Origin of the sequence: Acinetobacter parvus DSM 16617 = CIP 108168, from assembly GCF_000368025.1 — a bacterium.
GTDB lineage: Bacteria > Pseudomonadota > Gammaproteobacteria > Pseudomonadales > Moraxellaceae > Acinetobacter > Acinetobacter parvus.
In genome coordinates this window covers 569463-591828 of the sequence record NZ_KB849211.1, presented here as the reverse complement: position 1 = coordinate 591828, position 22366 = coordinate 569463, and the positions used below count along the sequence as shown (strand labels likewise).

General features: G+C 40.2%; 19 protein-coding genes, 4 pseudogenes and 1 other annotated feature. Of the genes and pseudogenes, 12 read left to right on the top strand and 11 right to left on the bottom strand.

Features of this window, described 5'->3' with window-relative positions; translation table 11 throughout:
- A partial coding sequence (locus tag F988_RS04810; RefSeq protein ID WP_004681456.1) for a multicopper oxidase domain-containing protein occupies positions 1-1154 on the bottom strand: 1154 nt, incomplete at its 3' end.
- Between the two features lie 86 nt (positions 1155-1240).
- The gene (locus F988_RS04805) at positions 1241-1558 is read right to left on the bottom strand and encodes a hypothetical protein (RefSeq protein WP_004681453.1); all 318 of its coding nucleotides are present in this window, start codon (positions 1556-1558) and stop codon (positions 1241-1243) included.
- A 148-nt stretch (positions 1559-1706) separates the two neighbouring features.
- Between F988_RS04805 and F988_RS04800 the strand changes: the two genes are divergently transcribed.
- A complete protein-coding gene (locus tag F988_RS04800) occupies positions 1707-2387 on the top strand; it encodes a heavy metal response regulator transcription factor (RefSeq protein WP_004679347.1) in 681 nt (226 codons plus the stop codon).
- Complete coding sequence (locus F988_RS04795) at positions 2380-3780, top strand: heavy metal sensor histidine kinase (protein WP_004681451.1); 1401 nt, start codon at positions 2380-2382, stop codon at positions 3778-3780. Before F988_RS04800 ends, F988_RS04795 begins: the two co-directional genes overlap by 8 nt.
- Before the next feature lie 38 nt (positions 3781-3818).
- Here F988_RS04795 and F988_RS04790 read toward each other — a convergent pair.
- The 5 genes and pseudogenes from F988_RS04790 to F988_RS04770 form a co-directional block, all read right to left on the bottom strand.
- Positions 3819-5101: pseudogene (locus F988_RS04790) on the bottom strand (MgtC/SapB family protein).
- Positions 5098-7473 carry a heavy metal translocating P-type ATPase gene (locus tag F988_RS04785; protein WP_004681449.1) on the bottom strand — a complete coding sequence of 792 codons (2376 nt, stop codon included), beginning with the start codon at positions 7471-7473 and terminating at the stop codon, positions 5098-5100. The pseudogene F988_RS04790 and the gene F988_RS04785 overlap by 4 nt, the downstream one beginning before the upstream one ends.
- Before the next feature lie 11 nt (positions 7474-7484).
- Entirely contained in the window at positions 7485-8135 is a 651-nt protein-coding gene (locus F988_RS04780; protein ID WP_004681447.1) for a methyltransferase family protein, read from the bottom strand.
- 20 nt (positions 8136-8155) lie between these two features.
- Positions 8156-8404 (bottom strand): DUF2933 domain-containing protein, encoded by a 249-nt coding sequence (locus F988_RS04775; protein WP_004663998.1) that lies wholly within the window; start codon positions 8402-8404, stop codon positions 8156-8158.
- 28 nt (positions 8405-8432) lie between these two features.
- Positions 8433-8864, bottom strand: a complete 432-nt coding sequence (locus tag F988_RS04770; RefSeq protein ID WP_004681444.1) for a hypothetical protein — start codon at positions 8862-8864, stop codon at positions 8433-8435.
- A 291-nt stretch (positions 8865-9155) separates the two neighbouring features.
- On the opposite strand from F988_RS04770, the gene F988_RS04765 reads away from it, so the two are divergent.
- The 4 genes from F988_RS04765 (at position 9156) to F988_RS04750 (ending at position 13792) form a co-directional block, all read left to right on the top strand.
- A complete protein-coding gene (locus F988_RS04765) occupies positions 9156-9536 on the top strand; it encodes a copper resistance CopC family protein (RefSeq protein ID WP_004681441.1) in 381 nt (126 codons plus the stop codon).
- Positions 9537-9600: 64 nt separating this feature from the next.
- A complete protein-coding gene (locus F988_RS04760; RefSeq protein ID WP_004681439.1) occupies positions 9601-10482 on the top strand; it encodes a copper resistance D family protein in 882 nt (293 codons plus the stop codon).
- 461 nt (positions 10483-10943) lie between these two features.
- On the top strand, positions 10944-11138 hold the full coding sequence (locus F988_RS04755) for a heavy-metal-associated domain-containing protein (RefSeq protein ID WP_004679365.1): 195 nt from the start codon (positions 10944-10946) through the stop codon (positions 11136-11138).
- Between the two features lie 176 nt (positions 11139-11314).
- Entirely contained in the window at positions 11315-13792 is a 2478-nt protein-coding gene (locus F988_RS04750) for a heavy metal translocating P-type ATPase (RefSeq protein ID WP_004681438.1), read from the top strand.
- 455 nt (positions 13793-14247) lie between these two features.
- On the opposite strand, the pseudogene F988_RS04745 reads toward F988_RS04750, so the two are convergent.
- Both F988_RS04745 and cadR read right to left on the bottom strand, forming a co-directional pair.
- Positions 14248-14418: pseudogene (locus F988_RS04745) on the bottom strand (IS6 family transposase); the annotation flags it as partial.
- A gap of 93 nt (positions 14419-14511) precedes the next feature.
- Positions 14512-14904, bottom strand: coding sequence for a Cd(II)/Pb(II)-responsive transcriptional regulator (gene cadR, locus F988_RS04740; protein WP_004681436.1), 393 nt, complete (start codon positions 14902-14904; stop codon positions 14512-14514).
- Between the two features lie 89 nt (positions 14905-14993).
- Between cadR and F988_RS04735 the strand changes: the two genes are divergently transcribed.
- The 5 genes and pseudogenes from F988_RS04735 to epmA all read left to right on the top strand — a co-directional run bounded on the left by F988_RS04735 (position 14994) and on the right by epmA (position 20440).
- The gene (locus F988_RS04735) at positions 14994-16274 is read left to right on the top strand and encodes a cation efflux transmembrane domain-containing protein (protein ID WP_004681435.1); all 1281 of its coding nucleotides are present in this window, start codon (positions 14994-14996) and stop codon (positions 16272-16274) included.
- Between the two features lie 85 nt (positions 16275-16359).
- Entirely contained in the window at positions 16360-17010 is a 651-nt protein-coding gene (locus tag F988_RS04730) for an IS6 family transposase (protein WP_004681434.1), read from the top strand.
- 47 nt (positions 17011-17057) lie between these two features.
- A pseudogene (locus F988_RS04720) lies at positions 17058-18277 on the top strand (IS3 family transposase).
- Positions 17333-17449 (top strand) — a sequence feature (AL1L pseudoknot). It overlaps the preceding pseudogene by 117 nt.
- Positions 18278-18392: 115 nt before the next feature.
- The gene (locus F988_RS04715) at positions 18393-19460 is read left to right on the top strand and encodes a 4-phosphoerythronate dehydrogenase (protein ID WP_004681429.1); all 1068 of its coding nucleotides are present in this window, start codon (positions 18393-18395) and stop codon (positions 19458-19460) included.
- Positions 19457-20440: an EF-P lysine aminoacylase EpmA gene (epmA, locus tag F988_RS04710; RefSeq protein ID WP_004681427.1), complete on the top strand. Its 984-nt coding sequence runs from the start codon at positions 19457-19459 to the stop codon at positions 20438-20440. Before F988_RS04715 ends, epmA begins: the two co-directional genes overlap by 4 nt.
- Before the next feature lie 20 nt (positions 20441-20460).
- On the opposite strand, the pseudogene F988_RS14410 reads toward epmA, so the two are convergent.
- A pseudogene (locus F988_RS14410) lies at positions 20461-20628 on the bottom strand (helix-turn-helix transcriptional regulator); the annotation flags it as partial.
- 197 nt (positions 20629-20825) lie between these two features.
- On the bottom strand, positions 20826-21443 hold the full coding sequence (locus F988_RS04705; protein WP_004681425.1) for a rhomboid family intramembrane serine protease: 618 nt from the start codon (positions 21441-21443) through the stop codon (positions 20826-20828).
- Between the two features lie 153 nt (positions 21444-21596).
- Between F988_RS04705 and nfuA the strand changes: the two genes are divergently transcribed.
- The gene (nfuA, locus tag F988_RS04700) at positions 21597-22235 is read left to right on the top strand and encodes a Fe-S biogenesis protein NfuA (protein WP_004681423.1); all 639 of its coding nucleotides are present in this window, start codon (positions 21597-21599) and stop codon (positions 22233-22235) included.
- Positions 22236-22366: the final 131 nt, after the last annotated feature.

Sequence of the window (22366 nt, the reverse complement as noted above, 5' to 3'; positions counted from 1 at the left end):
GAAGACATATCATGATCCATACCTTTCATAGAAGACATATCGTGATTCATGCCTTTCATAGAAGACATATCATGATTCATTCCCATATCTTCCATAGTCAATAAAGAACGAGGACGAGGCTTAGGCATCTCAATTTGTTTTACAGGTGAGGTATTTTCATCATGTAAGGTTCCAACCGAAAATCCAGTACGATCAATAGATTCAGCTTCGATTTGATAATGGGCTTGTTTCGGTTCAACAATGACATCATAAGTTTCAGCAGTACCTATACGGAACTCATCTACAGGAACGGGCTTTACAGGTTGACCATCAGCACTGACTACAGTCATTTTTAAATTTGGAATTCGTACATCAAAAAATGACATTGCAGAAGCATTAATAAATCGAAGGCGAACTTTTTCTCCAGCTTTAAAATTACCGGTCCAGTTTTGCTGAGGTGTTTTGCCATTCATTAAAAATGTATAGCCTGTGACATCAGACATATCTGTTTTCAACATCCGCATCTGATTCCACATAGAGCGGTCTTGCCAAGTTGCCTTTAATCCATCACGTTTAACTTGTTTCATGACATCAAATACCGTTTCTCGACGGTTCTGATAGTAATCTGCTTCTTTTTTAAGATTCTTTGTGATTTGATCACTTGTTGAATTATGAAAATCAGAAAGCAAAACCACATAATCTCTATCAGTTTTTTCAGCAGCTGTTAGTGGAGTTTTATCTTTAGGATAAATAACAAAAGCACCATATAAACCGTCTTGTTCTTGTCCTTTACTATGTGAATGATACCAATAAGTACCATTTTGGCGGACTTTAAACTTATATTCATAAGTTTTATTAGGGGCAATGCCATTAAATTTGTTAAATCCAGGTACACCATCCATAATTCCAGGTAATAATAAGCCATGCCAATGGATTGAAGAGTCCTGATTTTTTAACTTATTGTGAACACGGATAACGGCCTCATCACCTTCTTCAAATTCAAGAAGTGGTGCAACGAATTTACCATTAACGGTAATTCTCTTTAGCGGTTTTCCTGTAATATTTACAGTCTGTTCCGCGATCGTTAAATCATATTCTTTAACTGCCGCCATTACCCAAGTTGATGAAAATAAACCAACTCCAATTAAGAGTACATGACTTAACTTATTTGACATTCTATCTCACCGTTAAAAAGACCAGATTAGAGTATTAAGGCAATCCTTATCGTTAGCTCCAATACTCCTTTCCTGCTTTTATAAAATTATTTATTTGATGTATTGGACATATTCATTTTTGAATGATCCATTTTCGAATGGTCCATATTCATCATGGAATGATCCATTTTCGACATATCAGAGGAATTTGCCGCTTGCTGTTGGCTAGGTTCTTGCTGAACCTTATTATCCTTGTTCATCTTACAAGGTTTAGAACACGGCTCTTGTGCTTTTTTTGCAGTTGTCACAGCATTAGATTTCGAATTTGATAGATCTTTTGCATCATTTGCCCAAGATTGAGTACCTGCGATTAATGCTCCCATGCACACTAAAGTAGTTAAGCTACGACGCAATACAGTTTTCATAAGTTTCTCTAAAATTAAGTTTCTTCGTATTACAATAAAACGCTTCACCGAACATCTGAGTGACTTGAAAATGACATTTTTGTAATCTATCTCAATCTCGGGTTTTATAAAGTTATTATAGGTTTAATGAATGACTTAGGATTCTGAGATGAGAATATTATTGGTTGAAGATGAACAAAAAACTGGTGACTATCTCAAACAAGGTTTATCCGAAGCGGGTTATATTACCGACTGGGTTACAGATGGGTTAACGGGTAAACATCAAGCTCTTTCTGAAGAGTATGACTTAATTATTTTAGACGTGATGTTACCTGGACTAAATGGTTGGAATATTATCAATGATATTCGTAGCAGCGGTAAAACAATGCCCATTCTTTTTCTTACCGCCCGAGATCAAATCGAAGATCGAGTAAAAGGATTAGAGCTAGGCGCTGATGATTATTTAGTTAAGCCTTTTGCTTTTGCAGAGCTTCTAGCTCGAATAAAAACGCTCCTTAGACGAGGGCAACAAAGAGAAGATAATAATATTATTAAGATTGCTGATTTAGAACTTGATTTGAGAAAACGTCGGGTAACACGAGCAGGTCAACGCATTGATTTAACGGCTAAAGAATTCGCGCTTATGGAGCTTTTTATGCGTAGAAGAGGTGAAATTCTACCAAGAGCGCTGATTGCATCTCAAATTTGGGATATGAACTTTGATAGTGATACAAATGTAGTTGAAGTCGCTATTAAACGATTAAGAAATAAAGTAGATAGTAATTTTACCCCTAAGTTAATTCAAAATATTAGAGGAATGGGGTATGTATTAGAGGTAGAAGATGAATAATAAATTCTTCAAATCTATCAGTTTTCGTATTGGTATTATTTTCTCATTATCGACTATATGCATTCTCATTATGATGGGGTTTTTCATCCATAAATTAGTGATGCATCATTTTGAAACGCAAGATCGTACCCAATTAGAAGGTAAAATCCAGCTGATTCAGAATCTTCTCCAACAGCATCCTAAAAATTCTCCAGAACTTGATCTATATTTGAAAGATGCTTTAGTTGGACACCATGATCTTATGGTCCAAATAGAACGACCGACAGGTAAAGTTTTATTTAGTTCAGCATCCTCAATCATTAATACTCAAAATTTAATCAAGTCAGCAAATAATTCATGGATTAAATGGAAAATTCAGGATAAGACCTATCATGGCATGATCTACAACACGGAGATGAATAAAAATACTGTAATACAATCTGTACGAATTATTGTGGGGATCGATACATCTGAACATCTACATTTTTTAAATGATTTTAAGCGTCAACTTTTTTACATTGGTTTAGCCGGTACGATTTGTTTAATGTTTTTAGGCTGGTTTGCAACCTGGAGAGGTTTAAGACCCGTGCAAAAAATGGCTCAGGTCGCAGAAGGCATTTCTGCCCAACATCTTTCAGAACGTTTAGAAGTTGAGCACACACCAACAGAACTAAAATCATTAGCAATCGCCTTCAATGATATGCTGGACAGACTAGAATCAGCTTTAGAAAAACTTTCCGATTTTTCATCTGATTTAGCACATGAAATTAGAACACCGATTAATAACTTAATGACTCAAACTCAAGTATGTCTTGCACGTAACCGAGATATTAATATCTATCAAGAAGTACTATTTTCTAATTTAGAAGAATTTGAACGTTTGGCTCGAATGGTGTCCGATATGCTTTTCTTAGCAAAAGCAGAACATGGCTTAAATTTACAGAACTTACAGGATATTGACCTGGTTAAAGAAGTTACAGCTTTATTTGATTTCTATGATGCGCTAGCTGCCGAAAAAAATATGACGCTTCAACAAACAGGATCTGGAAATGTCAAAGGTGATCCTGCTATGTTACGTCGAGCACTCAGCAATCTATTATCTAATGCAGTTAAATATGGAAATAAGAATTCTACAATACGCATAAAACTTCAACAGAATTTAGATAACACAATATTTTCAATTGAAAATGAAGGTCCTGAGATTTCTCCTGAACAACTATCCAGGTTATTTGATCGATTTTATCGAACAGATGCATCTAGACAAAGGATAGAGGAAGGAACGGGATTGGGATTAGCCATAACCAAATCTATTCTTGATATGCTTGGGGCGACCATCCAGGCTGAATCCCTCAATGGTCGAATCATTTTTACCATTGTTTTTCAAAGTGAATCCATGCAAGGGGAATCATTTTAACTCATTTTTTGAACATCTTCCATTTACCCGAGTTGACCTTACATAAAGCTCAAACTGAGAGCCAGAGCTACGCCAGCACCTATCATGGCAATTGTGTAGCCAAATATGATAGCTCGGCCAAACTGTGCCCCCCTGTCATCCATGCAATTGTCGCTTTGCTTAACATGTTGCTCAGTGTGGCCAGCCCTAGCGCGACAGCAGCCACATTTGTTGTTAAGCCTTCAGTACTATGCAGGCGGGCAAGTGAGACTAAAATAGCATCTACGTCTGCTAGCCCAGAAATAGTCGATAATACGAAGATGCCGCTGGTGCCCAACCATTGTTTTGCTGCTGGGACCAAGACTGCCATGACAGCCAGGAAAGCAGCGAAGCTGAATGCTGTCCCAAGATCAAAAGGAGCCATTGCTTCTATTGTTCGATCGTTGTTTTCAGCGCTGGTAATTTGGCGTTGTCTCCACAATGCCATACCCAGCAGAAGGATTCCCGCAATCATCATTGCACCACCAAAAGTGCTTAGCAATGCTGGCTCAATGACGCCTATCAGCACAACCATACGAAAAAACATGATGCCACAGGCAGCCAATGTTCCAGAAATAGCAGCACTGACCATGACGGGGTGCTGGCGTGTATAGCGTGCCAGTGCAACAGTTGCAGCTGTAGAAGATGCCAAACCACCCAATAGACCTGTCCAGAGTATGCCTCTTTCTGAACCGGTGAGCCGCATGGCAAAATGACCTGCCAGAGAGAGTCCGGCAATCAGGATCACCGCCCACCATAACTGGTAAGGATTTAATGCAGCAAAAGGTCCCATACCCGTATTGGGTAAGTAAGGTAATATAACGACAGAAAGTACCAGTAACTGTAGAGATGCGGTTAATTCACGATGTTCGATCAAGCGTAACCAACCATGTAAGGTTGGCTTGAGATCCAAAAATACAGCCACGATGACAGCCGCTGTTAATGCTAAAGTAACATTACCATGGGATGCATATGCACCTAGAACTAATGTCAACAGCATCGCGATCGTCGTGGTAGCGCTTAAATTACCGGAAATTTTTGCGGTACGAGCATAGGACACTGTTAGTAATAAGGAAAGCCCTAATACGGCCGCAACTAGCGGCCAAGCTCCGAAGTTTGGTTGTAAATGACCGAGCACTCCTCCGAGCAATCCTGTCAATGTGAAGGTACGTAGACCTGCTACTCGGCTGCCTTCTGGCAGTTCTCGATCCTGCCATCCTCGTTCTAAACCAATGAGCAGGCCGATGGCGAGTGCTGCAACCAGCCCTGATACATCTGGTGGAAGAAAGGAACTCTCTATCAGAACTTTTTATTTCGCAGGCGAAGGGCATTGGTGATGACTGAAGCTGAACTCAAACTCATAGCCAAGGCGGCAATCATCGGTGACAACAACCAACCGGTAAATGGATATAGTACGCCAGCCGCGATAGGGATACCCAAAGCATTGTAAAGGAAAGCAAACATGAGGTTCTGTTTCATGTTGCCGACAGTAGCTTCCGAAAGTGAACGGGCAACAGCAATCCCTCGTAAATCTCCCTTGACCAGCGTAACTTGGGCACTATTCATTGCAACATCAGTCCCGGTTCCCATAGCGATACCGACATCAGCTTTAGCCAAGGCTGGTGCATCATTGATGCCATCGCCGGCCATTGCCACGATGCGACCTTGCTTCTGCAATTTGCTGACAAGTTCGAGTTTATCTGCGGGTTTAACTTCACCATGTACCTCATCAATACCCAGACGTGATGCGACTGAACGGGCAGTGGTGAGACCATCTCCTGTTGCCATCACGATACGTAGTCCAGCTTCCTTCAGGGTGGCAAGTGCTTCAGGGGTACTTTTTTTGATGGGATCGGATACTGCAAGCAGGCCGGCCAATTCACCATTGATGGCTAGATGCATCACACTTGCACCTTCTGAACGCAGCTCTTCGGCTTGCGGAATCAGAGATTGTACCGAGATACCTAATTGCTCCATCAGTGCTGTGTTGCCCAAAGCTAACTGACGATCGCCCACTTGACCTCGAACACCAATCCCTGAGCCTGATTCAAAATTATCTGGTGTTTCAAGAGACAGGCCACGTTCGTGTGCTGCATTTACAATCGCTTCGGCTAGCGGGTGTTCACTGCCTTGATCAAGACTGGCGGCTAAACGTAATACTTCAGATTCATCGAAACCTGATGCGGCAACCACACGATCGAATACAGGGCGTCCTTCAGTTAACGTACCTGTTTTATCGATGATTAGTGTGTCAATCTTGCGTAGATTCTCAATGGCTGCTGCATCGCGGAACAACACACCATGAGTAGCACCTTGACCCGTTGCAACCATGATAGACATTGGAGTTGCCAAGCCTAGTGCACAAGGACAGGCAATAATGAGTACTGCCACAGCATTGATTAATGCATAAACCCAGCTCGACTCTTCTGGGCCGAACAGTCCCCATCCAAAGAAGGTAAGCAAGGCAATGGCTACTACAGCCATGACAAACCAACCTGCAACCTGATCAGCCATGCGTTGCATTGGTGCTCTCGAGCGTTGAGCTTGCGCCACCATCTGTACGATCTGGGATAACATGGTACTTGAACCAATTTTCTCTGAACGCATGATCAATGAACCATTGGTATTCAGGGTAGCTCCAATGACTTTATCGCCGATACGTTTAGTGATAGGTAAAGGTTCACCTGTCAGCATCGATTCATCCACTGAACTACTTCCTTCAGTGATTACACCATCCACAGGCACTTTTTCACCTGGGCGAATTCTGAGTAAATCTCCTACATGGACATGCGTTAGAGGAACATCTTCTTCAGTTCCATCAGGCAGGATTCGGCGAGCTGTTTTAGGAGCGAGCCCAAGGAGTGACTTAATTGCAGCAGAAGTTTGCGAACGTGCTTTTAACTCCAATATTTGTCCCAGTAGGGTCAATGAAATGATGACCGCTGAAGCTTCAAAGTAAACAGCGACACGACCCATGGAAATAAATGAGTCTGGGAAGATTTGCGGTGCAATGGTTGCGACCACACTATAAATAAATGCAGCTCCAGTGCCCAAACCAATCAGCGTCCACATGTTCGGGCTGCGATTCACAACCGATTGCCAACCCCGGGAAAAAAATGGCCAACCTGCCCAAAGTACAATTGGGAGTGACAACACCAGTTCAATCCAGCTCTGAACAGCCATATTGAACAGGTTCAGTTGATGACCAAACATCGCCAAAAAAGTCACGATGATGGTCAATGGCAGTGTCCACCAGAAGCGTCGGCGGAAATCACGTAACTCCGGATTCTCATCTTCCTCTAATTCAGGAATGAGTGGCTCCAGTGTCATTCCGCATTTAGGACAGTTTCCAGGATGATCTTGCCTGATTTCTGGATGCATTGGGCATGTATAGATGGTCGTACCTGTTGTGCTTGCCGCATTAACGTGTTGAACAGTCTGATGATGCTGTGTATGTGCATCGGCAGTCGTCGTTGCGGGTTTAGCGATATATTGCACCGGGCTGCTATGAAACTTTGATTGACATTTATCACTGCAAAAAAAGTAAGTTTTCCCCTTAAATTCCTCATGGTATTTCGATTCTTCAGTGACGGTCATACCACAGACTGGGTCTTTCAGTACGTCTGTTGTAGCCTGTGCCATATGGTCCTGGTTATGATTTTTTTGATCTGACATAAATAATTCTCTTATGGAAAAGTGGTTTTATGGCCGAATTTTGGAATAAATCTCGGAGTCTGTTGAGCATAGCTGTCATAGACAGCGCCAAACTGTTTACTCATTTCAGCCTCTTCCTTAATTGCCAAGCGGCTGTACATTAAGAGTAAGATTGGAAACATAATCAGTGTCAGTAAAGTTGGCCATTGCAATAAAAACCCCAGCAAGATCAAGATAAAAGCCACGTATTGGGGGTGACGTATGCGCGCATAGGGTCCGGTTACTGCCAATTGGTGATGACGTTGTGCGTGGTACAACACGTTCCATGCTGATGACAGTAAATAGAAACCATAGCCCAAAAAAATATAACTCGCGATGTGCAGAATGCCAAAATGTGGATCACCCTTTTCACCCAGTAGCGTTGACCATAAGTGACCTGAGTTATGCGACAGCAAATCAAGTTCAGGAAAGCGAGTTTGTAGCCAGCCTGACAACAGGTAAATGGTTAAAGGGAAACCATACATCTCGACAAACAATGCAATGATGAAAGCAGAGAAAGCGCTAAAAGTACGCCAGTCTCGTGCTGTGGCGGGTTTAAAAAAACTGAAGGCAAACATAATGAAAATTGCCGAATTTATGATGACGAGCCACCACAGACCATAGGCCGATTCCGCATGATTCATGATGGATCTCCTGATAAGAGCTATTTTTTGTTATCAGATATATCGGATTTTTTTTGCTGCGAGTGGTTATGCCCATGACCACCATGCATAAAAATATGCATGAGTGGGCATGCTAAAAGGAGTAAAAAGGGTAAAACACCAACGACATGGGCCAAATGCTCGGTTAAGAGAAAATAGGCTGCCACACCACCAATCACGAATAGGCCGATGGCATAACGTGTAGACCAAAAGTTAGGTACTGAATTATGTTCTTGAGGTTGATGGTTCATGGTGCTTCCCTCTCTAATTCATGGGTAATTATTTAGTTGTGGAGGGAGGCATACAGTCCATCATCATCTGCATCATGGATTGCATCATGTCCATACGTTTTTCCATCATTTGCTGACGGTCAGCCATATTTGCATTCATGCTTTGGCCGCTCATCTGTTTCATCATGCTCATACCTCCTTGCATGAGTTTCATGTGCTCAGCCATAAGTTTTTGACGTTCTTGAGGGTTTTTTGCAGCCATCATCTTTGCATGCATGGCTTGCATTGCTTTCATGTGCTGGTCCATTGCAGCCATTTTATCTGTAGCAGTGGTGCTGGTAACTGTTTGCTTAATTGTTACTGCAGATGGTGCTGTTTTTTCAGGGTGGTGATCTTTGTGTTCATCGGATTGCTGTGCAAATGTATTCAATGACGCGGCTGCGATACATAAGCCCAAAAAAATGTTTTTGAATTTCATCATAATTTTTTCCTTTAAATAATTTGGAAGTAAAAGCTATGTTTTAGTACTGAACAGAGACTAGGAATTTGATTACTAAACTGATGAAATTTTTGGTTATTCTCTGTCTCTCTTAAAAATTTTAGCACTATTAATTAATTATTTTTAAAAATGACAAAAATGTAATTTTGAAGTCATCACTCTGTTTCTGTCTCTCACTAATAATTGAAATATAAGAGGAGATGATGTGGTCTCATTAAATATAGATTTTATAAAGTCATCTCTAATGAACTAACGAATCAAGAGGAAACGTAAATGAAATTATTTCAAAATAAAATGACTGCTCTACGTAATGTTGTAGTAGCTGCAACGATGATTGTGGCTACTACAACTACGTTCGCTCATGTGAGTTTAGTGAGTGCGATTCCTGCGGAAAATGCATCTATCCTTAGTCAACCAAAGAACTTGACCCTTAACTTTGGTGCAGAGGTTATGTTGATGAATATTAAGTTACTGGATGCTCAGCGAAGAGATGTTCCTTTAAAATATAAAGTTACTCATGACTTAAAGAAATCCTTTGATGTCGCTCTTCCGAAACTGAAAAAAGGTAAATATACCGTTGTCTGGACAACAATGGGGAAAGATGGTCACAACATGAATGGTGAATATAGTTTCACTATCAAATCAACTAAATAAGAATTGATTACCTTTCAACATGTCAGTGAGGTGCTGGCATGTTGTTCTAGAATGGACAAAAATAATGATTTCTGAATATTGGATGTGGGCCACTTGGTTAACTAAGGTTATTTTATATTTAAGTTTAGCTTTTGTCGTTGGTGGAGCCTTTTGCTATTTTTTACTTAGACAATATCTTGAACTAAAAGAATCGATTCTTAAATATATTACAATTGGCGCTGGATTAGGCCTAATTTCCAGTACCTTGGGATTTTTTATTCTGATTGGTAGTTTTGCCAATACTGGTATTACAGGGATGGTGGACCCCACGTATATTAATATATTGGTTAATACTCCGACGGGGTATATATACGTTCTTCGTTCTATTAGTTTTGCTCTTTTACTTCTTCTCATGGTGGTTAAACTTAACAGGAACAAAGGTCAGTTTTCTATAATTGAAAGTTCAATATTTTGTATTTTACTTATCCCGATTATTTTTAGTTTTTCCCAGCTCGGACATGTCGCTAATTTAACCTTACTTGCTCAAATTTTATTATCAATCCATATTCTAGTTATGTCGTTATGGATGGGGTCTTTATATCCGTTATGGAAAACCAGCCGGGAAATAAGTGGTTTACCTTTAAAAGATCGCATGCATGTATTTGGACGTATTGCTGCTTTCATTGTTGGGATATTAATCGCCTGTGGCGCTAGTGTAGCTCTTCTTTTAATTAAAGATTTTAATACCTTAATCAATACTGCATATGGCTATGGTTTCATGGTTAAAATGTTTTTTGTTATAAGTATTCTACTTTTAGCTGCCTTCAACAAATGGTATTTCACCCCGCGTCTTCAACATCCTAAATTCGCTAAACACCTTAGTCATGCCATTTTATTTGAGATGTTATTAGGTCTATCAATTCTATTAACAACAGGCTATATAACCACTGTCGTGGGTATTGAATAAGAGAATTTCAAAATAAGGGAATTGAGGAAATTTAACATTACTGCATTTATCTTTTGTAGCTGAGCAATAAAGTTTCTACTGGACTGTCAACTTACGACAATCAGAACAGTAAAATCGCATCATGAGGCATTATACATAAAGGTAGTCACCGGTTTTTAGCTTCAATCCATAAGAGTCTCATCTATTCAGTTCACTACTATTGATTGAAATAACTATCTTATAAATTTCAAAGTGATCGTAGATGACAAAAATGTCATTTTTAAGTCACGTTAATGTTGGTTAAGTACTTTTACTGTAGTCATTAGAACGCTATGCTTTAGAATACTCTGATGAAAACTATGGATGTAAACAGACCAAGTTACAGCAAGTAACTGATTCAGAGAAAGGCTGGTTGTATGGTGAAAGTTTAGAGTTACTGTTCTAATGGTTTAAACAAATATTTTGTTAAAAAGGAGCAACATATGAAATTTCACATCGCTAATATGACTTGTGGTGGTTGTGCACGAGGCATTACTACTGCAATTAAAGAGCTCGACTCGAATGCATCACTCGATATTGATTTACAAAACCGTATCGTTGAAATCAACACAACGGTGAGTCAGGATAAAGTCATTGCCACTCTCGGTGATCGTGGATTTACAGCTGAGCCTGCTTAATCTCTGTTAGAGTAAAGTGGTAATCCCTTATCACTTTACTTACTCTTGTTTTTCTCATCGTACAGATAAAACCTGTACTTGCTTGAAATAAAAGTAATCCCTGAATTCCCCCTAATCTTGGTTCGAGCTGATCTTCGCATATAGAACTCAGCATATCTAAATGATAGAGATCGTATATGAGTACCGAAATGACTGATACGCCACACTACAGTGAAACATTAGAGATTGAGGGGATGACATGTGCTTCTTGTGTAGGCCGTGTGGAAAAAGCTTTAAAATCTGTTGAGGGGGTTGAATCAGCTCACGTAAACCTGGCAACCGAAAAAGCAGTCATTTATGGACATCAACCACTTGATCGCGCTACTTTAATTAAAGTCGTAGAAAAAGCAGGCTACGAAGTGGAAGTATTGCAACCGATAGAGCTTACGATAGAGGGTATGTCATGTGCTTCTTGTGTAGGTCGAGTAGAAAAGGCTTTAAAATCTGTTGAAGGAGTTGAGTCGGCTCATGTAAATCTAGCTACCGAAAAAGCGACTATTCAGGCAAGCTCATCTGTCACTCGTGACTCGTTAATTCAGGCTGTCACCAAAGCAGGGTTTGAAGCAAAGTCAGTTCATCAAACTACGGAAAGCTTTCAAGATAAAAAGAATATTGAATTAGAAAAACTTAAAAAAGATTTAATTTTGTCAGTCTTATTGACTCTACCCGTTTTTATTTTAGAAATGGGATCACATCTTATTCCCGCTTTTCATACCTTTATGATAAATAACATTGGCCAACAAAATAGCTGGTTAATGCAATTTTTCTTGACCACAGTAGCATTAATTTTTCCAGGCCGACGCTTCTTCAAAAAGGGCATCCCAAGTTTATTCCGCTTAGCACCAGACATGAATTCCTTGGTGGCTGTAGGAACATTGGCTGCTTATCTTTATTCAGTGGTTGCTACTTTCTTTCCAAGTGTCCTGCCACAAGGCACGGTCAATGTTTATTATGAAGCTGCAGCGGTTATTATCACTTTAATTCTATTAGGTAGATTTTTTGAAGCCAAGGCAAAAGGCCGAACGTCTTTAGCAATTCAACATCTAGTTGGAATGCAGCCTAAAGTTGCCAGAATACAGCTCAATAATCAGGTGATAGAAGTTCCGATTGCCGAAGTTCAAACAGGAACGATTGTAGAGATTAGACCAGGTGAGCGTATCCCTGTCGATGGTGAAGTTATTCACGGCCAAAGTTTTATTGATGAATCCATGATTACTGGCGAGCCTATGCCCGTTGAAAAAACGATAGGCTCTACTGTGGTAGGAGGAACAATTAACCAAAGTGGCAGCTTAAATATCAAAGCCACCTCTGTTGGTAGTTCATCAGTGCTTTCTCAAATCATCCGAATGGTTGAACAGGCACAGGGTTCCAAGCTGCCTATTCAGGCATTGGTTGATAAAATTACCATGTGGTTTGTACCTGTAGTAATGGGTCTCTCTCTTTTAACTTTTATTACTTGGTTTATCTTCGGCCCTGAGCCAGCCCTAACGTTTAGCTTAGTTAATGCAGTTGCGGTACTCATTATTGCATGTCCTTGTGCAATGGGACTTGCAACGCCTACATCAATCATGGTGGGAACTGGGCGTGGTGCTGAAATGGGTGTTTTATTCCGTAAAGGGGAAGCTTTGCAGCTGCTCAAAGAAACTAAAGTGGTTGCTGTTGATAAAACAGGGACCCTGACTGAAGGGAAACCAATTTTAACCGATCTGCATGTCTTAGAAGGGTTTGAATACAATGCCGTACTTTCACTTATGGCAGCCGTTGAATCAAAGTCTGAGCATCCTATTGCTCGAGCAATTGTACAAGCCGCTATAGATAAGGAATTAATCCTGTCTCCTGTTGCTGATTTCAAGTCAGTCACGGGCTATGGAATAGAAGCAACGGTGTCTGAACATTTGGTTCATATTGGTGCAGATCGATATATGGAAAAACTAGGTTTGAATCCTAATGTTTTTTCTCAATTTTCGGATCGTTTGGGAGAAGAAGGAAAAACCCCTCTCTATGTTGCGATTGACCAGAAACTTGCTGCCATTATTGCTGTAGCAGATCCAATTAAAGAATCAACATTTGCTGCAATTGAAGCGTTACATCAGTTAGGTTTAAAGGTTGCCATGATTACAGGTGATAACCGTCATACAGCTCAAGCGATTGCAAAAAAACTAGGTATTGATGAGGTTATTGCAGAAGTCTTACCAGAAGGTAAAATAGAGGCCGTTAAAAAATTAAAAAATCAATATGGTAAACTCGCATATGTTGGAGATGGCATTAATGATGCCCCTGCACTTGCAGAAGCAGATATTGGCTTAGCGATAGGTACAGGTACAGACGTAGCTATTGAAGCTGCTGATGTGGTTTTGATGTCTGGCAACCTGAAAGGAGTGCCAAATGCTATCGCTTTAAGCAAAGCGACTATAACCAATATTCGTGAAAATTTATTTTGGGCATTTGTTTACAATGCAGCTCTGATTCCTATTGCAGCAGGTGTACTTTATCCGCAATTTGGACTGCTACTTTCTCCTGTATTTGCTGCTGGTGCAATGGCTCTCTCGTCAATATTTGTACTAGGAAATGCTTTACGATTAAAACGTTTTAAAGCCCCCCTTGCAATTATTTAACCATTTTTTATATACATTTAAAGTTTTGTTGGCTTTACTTTATATATTTGGAAATGAGATCCTTATTTTCAGTGACATATAAATCCAAAAATTGCAGTCGTGAAATATATTGAAGGCTTATACTAACAAAATTAGATTTTCATCACATGGAGTTACACAAGAAATCTTAACTAATACAGTTAAGCATTATTTAGTCTGATTAGGATAAGTATCTTAGATCATTAAATTTTATTTCTGGTTGGCAGGATTCATAATAGTTTCCTTTTTAATATATAAAAGAAGCATTGTAGTCATTACAGTATCAAGAATTTAGAATTGAAAGATATCCACGGTCCTGAAGGGGCTTTGTTGCATAAATATGTAAGCATCTGATTTAAATAAATTTAATTTTAGATCAAAAAATAATCAAAACTTTTAAAATCATATAGTTATGAAATCTTTGTGCAACAAAGCCTTTCAGGAGCATAACGTTGAAACCAACGGTAAATAGTCGTGTGATCAACATTCACACCCCGTTCGGCCAGCATTTCCTGCAGTTCACGATAGCTAATGCCATATTTACAATACCAGCGCACAGCCCAAAGAATGATTTCGCCTTGAAAATGCCGACCATGGAAAGGATTCATATGCTGCACCTTTAGCTAAAACAGTCTTCAGCTTACCATTCGTGGTTATTTGCAACAGTGCCGATTTTTTGAAAAAAGCGTAGGTCTAGATAATCAAGCTAGATTTTTTAGAACTCCACATTGGTCAATTGTACATAAGCCATCACAAGTACCTCTTAAATCAGATAATTGTTCAATAAGCTTTTGTTGCTTGATTATATTTTCTCTGATAGCACTGACATGTAAGTCAATTAATTCATTCACATCTGAACAATTTTTCTTGGGATTATCTTTATAGGTGAGTAATTGACGAATTTCATTCAAACTCATATTTAAAGTTCGGCAATTCAAAATAAACTTAATTTGCTCAACATAGCCTATATCGTAAAGGCGGTAATTTCCTTCCGTTCTTTCGGGTTCCGGAATTAAACCTTCCTTTTCATAAAACCTAATTGTTAATACTGAACATGAGGTTTTTTTAGAGAGTTCACCAATTTTTAAATGCATTGAGTTAGTATTTCCAAAGATTCTTGACTCTATAGTAACTATAGGGATTCTAATATTCAAAGTTTATAATTTTTTTAATGGGTATAATTATGAGTGGTTGTGGATGTAGTAAAGAAACACCATGCGAAGATAAGAAATCTCAACAAGAAAATCATCCATCAATTGCAGAAGCAAGCAATTCAAAGAATTGTGATAATACGCCTAGCTGTTGTGGTGAAGAGGAAGAAGAAAAATCTTCATCTCCTTGCTGTAACACTTCAAACAGTTGTGAAGATACCGCTCAATCCTGTTGTGGTTCTGATCCCAAAGAAAATTTAAGCACTGAAAACGTTTTAAAAGATTCGCACTACATGAGTGAATACTTAGTTCCCAAAATGGATTGTTCTGCGGAAGAACAGATGGTTCGTATGGCGCTATCTTCAATTGATGGTGTTCAAAAACTCATCTTTGATTTACCTAACCGTTCTTTAAAGGTTCTACATAATCAAAAAGATGAAAATATAACCACCAAACTTGAAGCTTTGGGTTTTGGTGCAAAGCTTGTGAAGACTGAAACTTATATAAGCAATCAACAGGCTAAGCAAACAAGTACCTACACCATTCCTAAAATGGATTGCTCTGCTGAAGAGCAAATGGTCCGTATGGCTCTTGCAGATATTGAAGCAGTTAAAGGTCTTACTTTTGATCTTCCCAATCGAAAACTGAAAGTCTTCCATAATGAAGGGATTCAGCAAATTACGGCTAAACTCGAAGGACTGGGTTTTGGGGCGAAACTTGATGAAACACAGCTTTCTTCAGGCGATATACCTAATGAACCTGATCCTGTGAGACAAGCTAAAGTACTTAAACTGTTATTAGGTATTAATGCTCTACTTTTCTTTATAGAATTCATCAGCGGTATTATTGCTGCGTCTACAGGATTGATTGCTGATTCTCTAGATATGTTTGCCGATGCAGCCGTTTATGGTATTGCGCTATATGCCGTCGGAAAAGCTGCGAAATATCAAATAAAAGCAGCCCATTTCGCAGGTTGGATTCAGTTATTACTTGCTGTTATCGTGATTGTTGATGTCATTAGACGATTCATGTTTGGAAGCGAGCCAGAATCAATGCTCATGATTGTTATTGGCCTGCTCGCACTTATAGCTAACGTGACATGCTTATATCTTATTTCTGGTCATCGAGAAGATGGCGCACATATGAAAGCCAGTTGGATTTTCTCGGCGAATGACGTTGTCATAAATATGGGCGTTATATTTGCCGGTGTACTCGTGGCGTGGACGGGATCAGCTTATCCAGACTTAATCATTGGCATACTGGTTTCTTTATTCGTACTTAATGGTGCCCGAAAAATTTTGGCTTTGAAGTAAGAGTATCGAAAATGAATCTATTTGGCACTGTTGCAAATAACCACGAATGGTAAGCTGAAGAATGTTTTAGCTAAAGGTGCAGCATATGAATCCTTTCCATGGTCGGCATTTTCAGGGCGAAATCATTCTTTGGGCTGTGCGCTGGTATTGTAAATATGGCATTAGCTATCGTGAACTGCAGGAAATGCTGGCCGAACGGGGTGTGAATGTTGATCACACGAATATTTACCGTTGGGTTCAACGTTATGCTCCTGAAATAGAAAAACGTTTACGCTGGTATTGGCGTAATCCTACAGATCTGAGCTCGTGGCATATTGATGAAACCTATGTAAAAGTGAATGGACGATGGTCTTATCTGTATCGTGCAGTCGATCAACGTGGCGATACCATTGATTTTTATCTTTCTTCTAGACGTAATACCAAATCAGCATATTGTTTTCTTGGAAAAATTTTAAATAATGTGAAGAAGTGGCAAATTCCACAAGTGATCAACACGGATAAAGCACCCACATATGGACGTGCTTTATCACGGTTAAAACGGGAAGGTAAATGTCCACCAGACCTTGAGCACAGGCAGATTAAGTATAAAAATAACGTAATTGAATGTGATCATGGCAAGCTAAAGCGGATCATCAGGGCCACATTAGGATTCAAATCTATGAAGACGGCTTATGCCACAATTAAAGGTATTGAAGTCATGCGTGCACTACGTAAAGGACAAGCATCGTCATTTTGAACCGTACCGGGTTTGTCGGAGACCATTTTTCTTGAGAGAATGTCCCAATGACAAAACCAAAATATACTCCTGAAATCAGAGACAGAGCGGTTCAATTATTGATTGAATCCGAAAAAGATTATCCTTCTACTTGGGCTGCAATCACAGCAATTGCACCTAAAATTGGTTGTACCCCTGAAACACTACGTTCCTGGCATCAAAAATATTTGGATCAACAAAATCCAGTTTAAGTACAGCAGCTTTCAGATCAAGAACGTATTAAACAGCTCGAACGTGAAAATAAAGAGCTGCAACGTGCCAATGAAATTCTACGCAAAGCAGCCGCTTTTTTCGCCCAGGCGGAGCTCGCCCCCCTACACAAATAATGGTGGATTTTATCCATAACAATAAAGATCGATATGGTGTTGAAGCGATTTGTAGAATTTTACCGATTGCAGCTTCGACCTATTATCGGGCTTTAGATCTCGTTGATAACCCAGAACATCGAGCGAAACGGGATCTGCATGACCTGCATCATGCAGAGCAAATCAAACGTATTTGGAAAGAAAGTTTAGGTCGATATGGTGTGCGTAAGGTCTGGCAACAATTGAAACGTGAAGGTTATGTTATCGCACGTTGTACAGTTGCTCGATTGATGCAGAAGCTAGGTATACAAGGTGTTTGGCGTGGTAAGAATAAACAAACCACCCGTAGCCGAGATGATCAAAAACGAGCAGATGACTTAGTAAAACGCAATTTTAATGCAGATCATCCTGACCAGCTGTGGGTCGCTGACTTCACGTATATTCAAACTCATTCAGGCTGGGTCTATACCGCCTTTATTATTGATGTGTTCTCGCGAGCAATTGTTGGATGGAAAGTATCAACACGTATGAATACAGATATGGTGCTCGATGCACTGGAGCAAGCATTGCATGATCGAGGCATGCCAAAGAACGTGATTCATCATAGTGACAGAGGCGTGCAATATCTTTCCATTCGTTATACCCATCGTTTAGAAGCAGCAAATTTACGAGCATCAGTCGGTACGACCGGTGATTCATACGATAATGCTTTGGCTGAAACGGTGAATGGCTTATACAAAACAGAGGTGATTGAATATTTAAAAGCGGATTGGCAAGGTTTAGCGGATGTACAACTTGCGACACTAAACTGGGTAGATTGGTTCAATAAAGAGCGTGTACACAGTGCACTGGGTTATGTATCACCTTTTGAGTTTGAAGCAATGTACTATGATAAGATTAACCCGTTAGGTCAGGTGGCCTAACTTAAATAAAAAAGTCTCCGACAAACCCGGTACGGTTCCTTTTTTATATATATGAATTGTCAATGAACAGTACTCCAAGGATAATAAGCACAGATTAATTTATGGAAAGCACTGCATGAAAATTATCGCAGATGAAAATTTGGCATTTACCGATTATTTCTTTGCGGAATTTGCAGAAATACAGCATCAGGCAGGGCGTGCACTGACACATGCCAATGTACAGGATGCCGATGCACTTTTGGTTCGATCCGTGACAAAGGTCAACCATGATTTAATTGATCAAACTCAGATTAAATTTGTGGGTAGTGCCACCATTGGCACAGACCATCTCGATATTCCAGCTTTAGAACAACAGAATATTGCATGGAGCAATGCGGCAGGTTGTAATGCGCAGGCAGTTGCTGAATATGTCATTACAGCCTTACTGCATCTAAATATGGATTTATTGGAAAAAAATAAGGCGTTTACTTTAGCGATTGTTGGCTTGGGTAATGTTGGAAAACGGCTGGCAGTGATGGCGCAGTTATTGGGTTGGAATGTAATTGGCTATGACCCTTATGTGCAACTCGCTGGCATTGAAAATGTATCCTTTCAGGAGCTGTTAAAACAGGCTGATGCGATCTCGATTCATGTGCCTCTAACCACATCTGGTGATTATCCAACACTGCATTTATTTGATGAAGCTGCACTGGCTGAAATGAAACCTTCGGCTATTTTGATAAATAGCGCACGTGGTCCAGTGATTCAACAATCAGCACTGATGGCAGATATTGAAAAGACCAAACGTCAGGTTGTGCTGGATGTGTTTGAGTTTGAACCTGAAATTCCTCAAGAGCTTTTAGAAAGATTGGCTTTGGCAACGCCACATATCGCGGGCTATAGTCTGGAGGGTAAGGCAAGAGGCACACAGATGATCTATGAGGCCTTTTGTCATACATTTGGCTATCAACCATCAAAACATTTTGAGAGTCAGTTGCCAACTGTTGAACAATATTTCGGGCAGCAGGATTTAAAAGCCTCATTAAAGCAACATTTGATCCAGATTTATAATATTGCTGAAGATGATCAGCAGCTTCGTGCCTGTGTTCAGGCAGCTAAGGTAGAGCAGAAAGCTTTTGATTTACTCCGTAAAAACTATCCTTTGCGTCGTGAATGGGCTGCACATGGAGGGCCAAAGGCGTGAGTCAAGCGACGAAAACCTATCAACCGACCTGTTCCATTGAAGCCTTAAAAGCACGTGCGGAGATGTACCAGAAAATTCGCCAGTTCTTTGCTGAGCGCAATGTGCTGGAAGTGGAAACACCTATTTTATCCCAGGCAGGTGTAACCGATGTTCATTTGGCTTCCGTACAGGTGCAGCGTCATATACATGGAAAATTAAATACTCAATATTTGCAGACCTCGCCAGAATTTCCCATGAAGCGATTGCTGGCCAGTGGCAGTGGGCCGATCTACCAAATCTGTAAAGTTTTTCGTGATAATGAGCATGGACGTAAACACAATAGTGAATTTACCATGCTGGAATGGTATCGACCTAGACTGGACTTAAAGGCGTTGATGCATGAAACCGCAGACTTGCTGGAAATCTGTCTGATGCATCGCTTTGGTGAAATTCGTCCCATTATTCTGAGCTATAAACATGCTTTTCAGGATCGTCTGGATATTAATCCCTTGCAGGCAACACTGAAGCAACTCAAAGACACAGCTCATCGGGTTGGACTTAACCTTGACCTGGGGGATGACCGCTTGGCTTATATGGATCTGTTGTTTTCCCATTTTGTTGAGCCGAGTCTGGGCTTTGATGCGCCAGTTTTCTTAACTGATTTTCCACCTGAAATGGCATCGCTGGCAAAAATCAAACAGGATGAGGATGGGGAACTGGTCGCAGCGCGTTTCGAGGTTTATATTGAGGGGCTTGAACTGGCCAATGCCTATGATGAACTTCAGGATGCAGACGTGCTGGCTTCCCGTTTCGAAGCGGATAATAAAGAACGTGCCAAGCAGGGATTACCTGTAATTCCAACAGATCAGCATTTATTGGCAGCCTTGCCGAATATGCCTGAATGTTCAGGGATTGCACTAGGTATAGACCGTTTATTGATGGTGGTAATGAATCAGGTCAAGATTGATCAGGTCATTGCGTTTCCAGCTGAAATTGCTTAGTTGCGAATGATCAAACACCTTTATGAGAATTGCATAAGTAGTTGAATCAGCTCACCTTGTCGGTGAGTTCTGGTTTTCTTAAAAATGGATTGCAGATGTTTCTTAACAGTATCTGCCTGAATCTCATATGAAATTGCAATTTCCTTGATGGTTTTACCCTCAAGTAGCTGTTCGCAAATTTTATGCTCACATACTTTATGATCATAAATTACCTGAATTGCCGAGCAAAAGCGTAGATCTAATTAAAATGAATAAAGTATATTTTATATGAGTTTTGACTAATAAAATCAGGTTCTGAGGGAATTGTGATTTTTTGTGCAATTATCTGACGAAATGAGAGGTGATGGATAAAAGCCCCAAAGATGGGGCCAGTCCTGAATATTTATTAAAATGGTAATTTGGTGAGCTGATTGAGAAAATGCGGAATCACCCGTGGTTCCAGCAGAATGGTGACCACCACGCCATAAGCTGCTCCCCAGAGATGGGCGCTATGATTAATATTGCTGTTACCACGTTTACCCGACCAGATGCTGTAAGCAACATATAAAACTGCAAAGATAATGGCAGGCACAGGAATAAAAAAGACAAAAATCAGGTTCCAGGGCTGAAATAAAATATAGGCGAACAAGACCGCTGAAACCGCGCCAGAAGCCCCTAAACTTGCCCAGTGTACATCATGACGGTGCTTTAGGTAGCTGGGTAGAATAGCAAAGACCAGTCCACCCAGATAAAACAGTACAAAGCCCATATCATAAAAGAATTGGCGATAAAAGCTTTCAATAATATTGCCAAAGAAAAACAGCGTGATCATGTTGAACAGTAAATGTGCTCCATCGGCATGGATAAAACCATGGGTGATGAAACGGTCATATTGTCCACGCTGCATGGCGGGTGGCCAGAAAATCAGGCGGTTCATGACGGCCTGATTGGAAAATGCCAATAGGGAAATTGCAACGGTAATAATGATGAGTGTCACAGTGTGACTAAAGGGCAAATGTAGCATAAAGATTTTTGATTGATCAGTGTCTAGGCAATAATGCCATTAAAAAGTGAATAAACAATCATCTGGCATATAATTCCTACAAAAATGGTTGATTTTTTTTAAATCCCCTCCATCTTCGGTTAATATAACGACATCAGCTTGAGGATTATTGTTATGTCGACTGAGAACACCAACACTGCTGTCGCAGAAGAAATTCCAAACCTTTTGATTACTCCCTCTGCACAAGAGTATTTAAGTGATTTATTAACAAAGCAAAATACTCCAGGAATTGGCGTTCGAGTTTTTGTAGAACATCCAGGTACACCACGTGCCGAATGTTGTATGGCCTATAGTGCACCTGAAGAAGTGGTGCCAACTGACTATAAGCAGGATTATCCAGACTTTTCAGCTTATATCGATGCGCCATCTATTCCATATTTGCTTGATGCCGTGATTGACTACAACAAAGACCGTTTTGGTGGACAATTAACTTTTCGCGCGCCTAACTCGAAAGTACCTCGTGTAGGGCCAGATGCGTCAATTGAAGAACGGATCACTTATGTGCTGCAATCTGAGATTAATCCTGGATTGGAAGGGCATGGCGGTAACTGTAGTCTGGTTGAAGTACAGAACGATCCTGAGCATGGTTTAACTGCTGTGTTGAAATTTGGTGGTGGTTGTCAGGGCTGTTCAGCTATTGATGTGACGTTGAAGCAGGGTGTGGAAACCACTTTGAAGCAGCACGTTCCTGAGTTACAGCGTGTGGTTGACCAAACTGACCATACTCAGGCTGAGGGTGCATATTTCAAGTAATAAAGCTGGAAATACAATCTATTGAGAAAGCCCTTGCGAGGGCTTTTTTTAATGTTGAAAAAAAATCCAATATTTTTCTCAGATGGATAACAAACCGAGGTGCTCCCACATCACGCAATATGGAGGCGCTC

Coding starts and splice junctions, on each gene's coding strand:
- F988_RS04805 (WP_004681453.1), bottom strand. CDS start 1,558: ATGAAAACTGTATTGCGTCGTAGCTTAACTACTTTAGTGTGCATGGGA.
- F988_RS04785 (WP_004681449.1), bottom strand. CDS start 7,473: ATGTCAGATCAAAAAAATCATAACCAGGACCATATGGCACAGGCTACA.
- nfuA (WP_004681423.1), top strand. CDS start 21,597: ATGTCGACTGAGAACACCAACACTGCTGTCGCAGAAGAAATTCCAAAC.
- F988_RS04715 (WP_004681429.1), top strand. CDS start 18,393: ATGAAAATTATCGCAGATGAAAATTTGGCATTTACCGATTATTTCTTT.
- F988_RS04760 (WP_004681439.1), top strand. CDS start 9,601: ATGATTTCTGAATATTGGATGTGGGCCACTTGGTTAACTAAGGTTATT.
- F988_RS04755 (WP_004679365.1), top strand. CDS start 10,944: ATGAAATTTCACATCGCTAATATGACTTGTGGTGGTTGTGCACGAGGC.
- F988_RS04775 (WP_004663998.1), bottom strand. CDS start 8,404: ATGAACCATCAACCTCAAGAACATAATTCAGTACCTAACTTTTGGTCT.
- F988_RS04735 (WP_004681435.1), top strand. CDS start 14,994: ATGAGTGGTTGTGGATGTAGTAAAGAAACACCATGCGAAGATAAGAAA.
- F988_RS04705 (WP_004681425.1), bottom strand. CDS start 21,443: ATGCTACATTTGCCCTTTAGTCACACTGTGACACTCATCATTATTACC.
- F988_RS04750 (WP_004681438.1), top strand. CDS start 11,315: ATGAGTACCGAAATGACTGATACGCCACACTACAGTGAAACATTAGAG.
- F988_RS04800 (WP_004679347.1), top strand. CDS start 1,707: ATGAGAATATTATTGGTTGAAGATGAACAAAAAACTGGTGACTATCTC.
- F988_RS04730 (WP_004681434.1), top strand. CDS start 16,360: ATGAATCCTTTCCATGGTCGGCATTTTCAGGGCGAAATCATTCTTTGG.
- F988_RS04795 (WP_004681451.1), top strand. CDS start 2,380: ATGAATAATAAATTCTTCAAATCTATCAGTTTTCGTATTGGTATTATT.
- F988_RS04780 (WP_004681447.1), bottom strand. CDS start 8,135: ATGAATCATGCGGAATCGGCCTATGGTCTGTGGTGGCTCGTCATCATA.
- F988_RS04765 (WP_004681441.1), top strand. CDS start 9,156: ATGAAATTATTTCAAAATAAAATGACTGCTCTACGTAATGTTGTAGTA.
- cadR (WP_004681436.1), bottom strand. CDS start 14,904: ATGCATTTAAAAATTGGTGAACTCTCTAAAAAAACCTCATGTTCAGTA.
- F988_RS04770 (WP_004681444.1), bottom strand. CDS start 8,864: ATGATGAAATTCAAAAACATTTTTTTGGGCTTATGTATCGCAGCCGCG.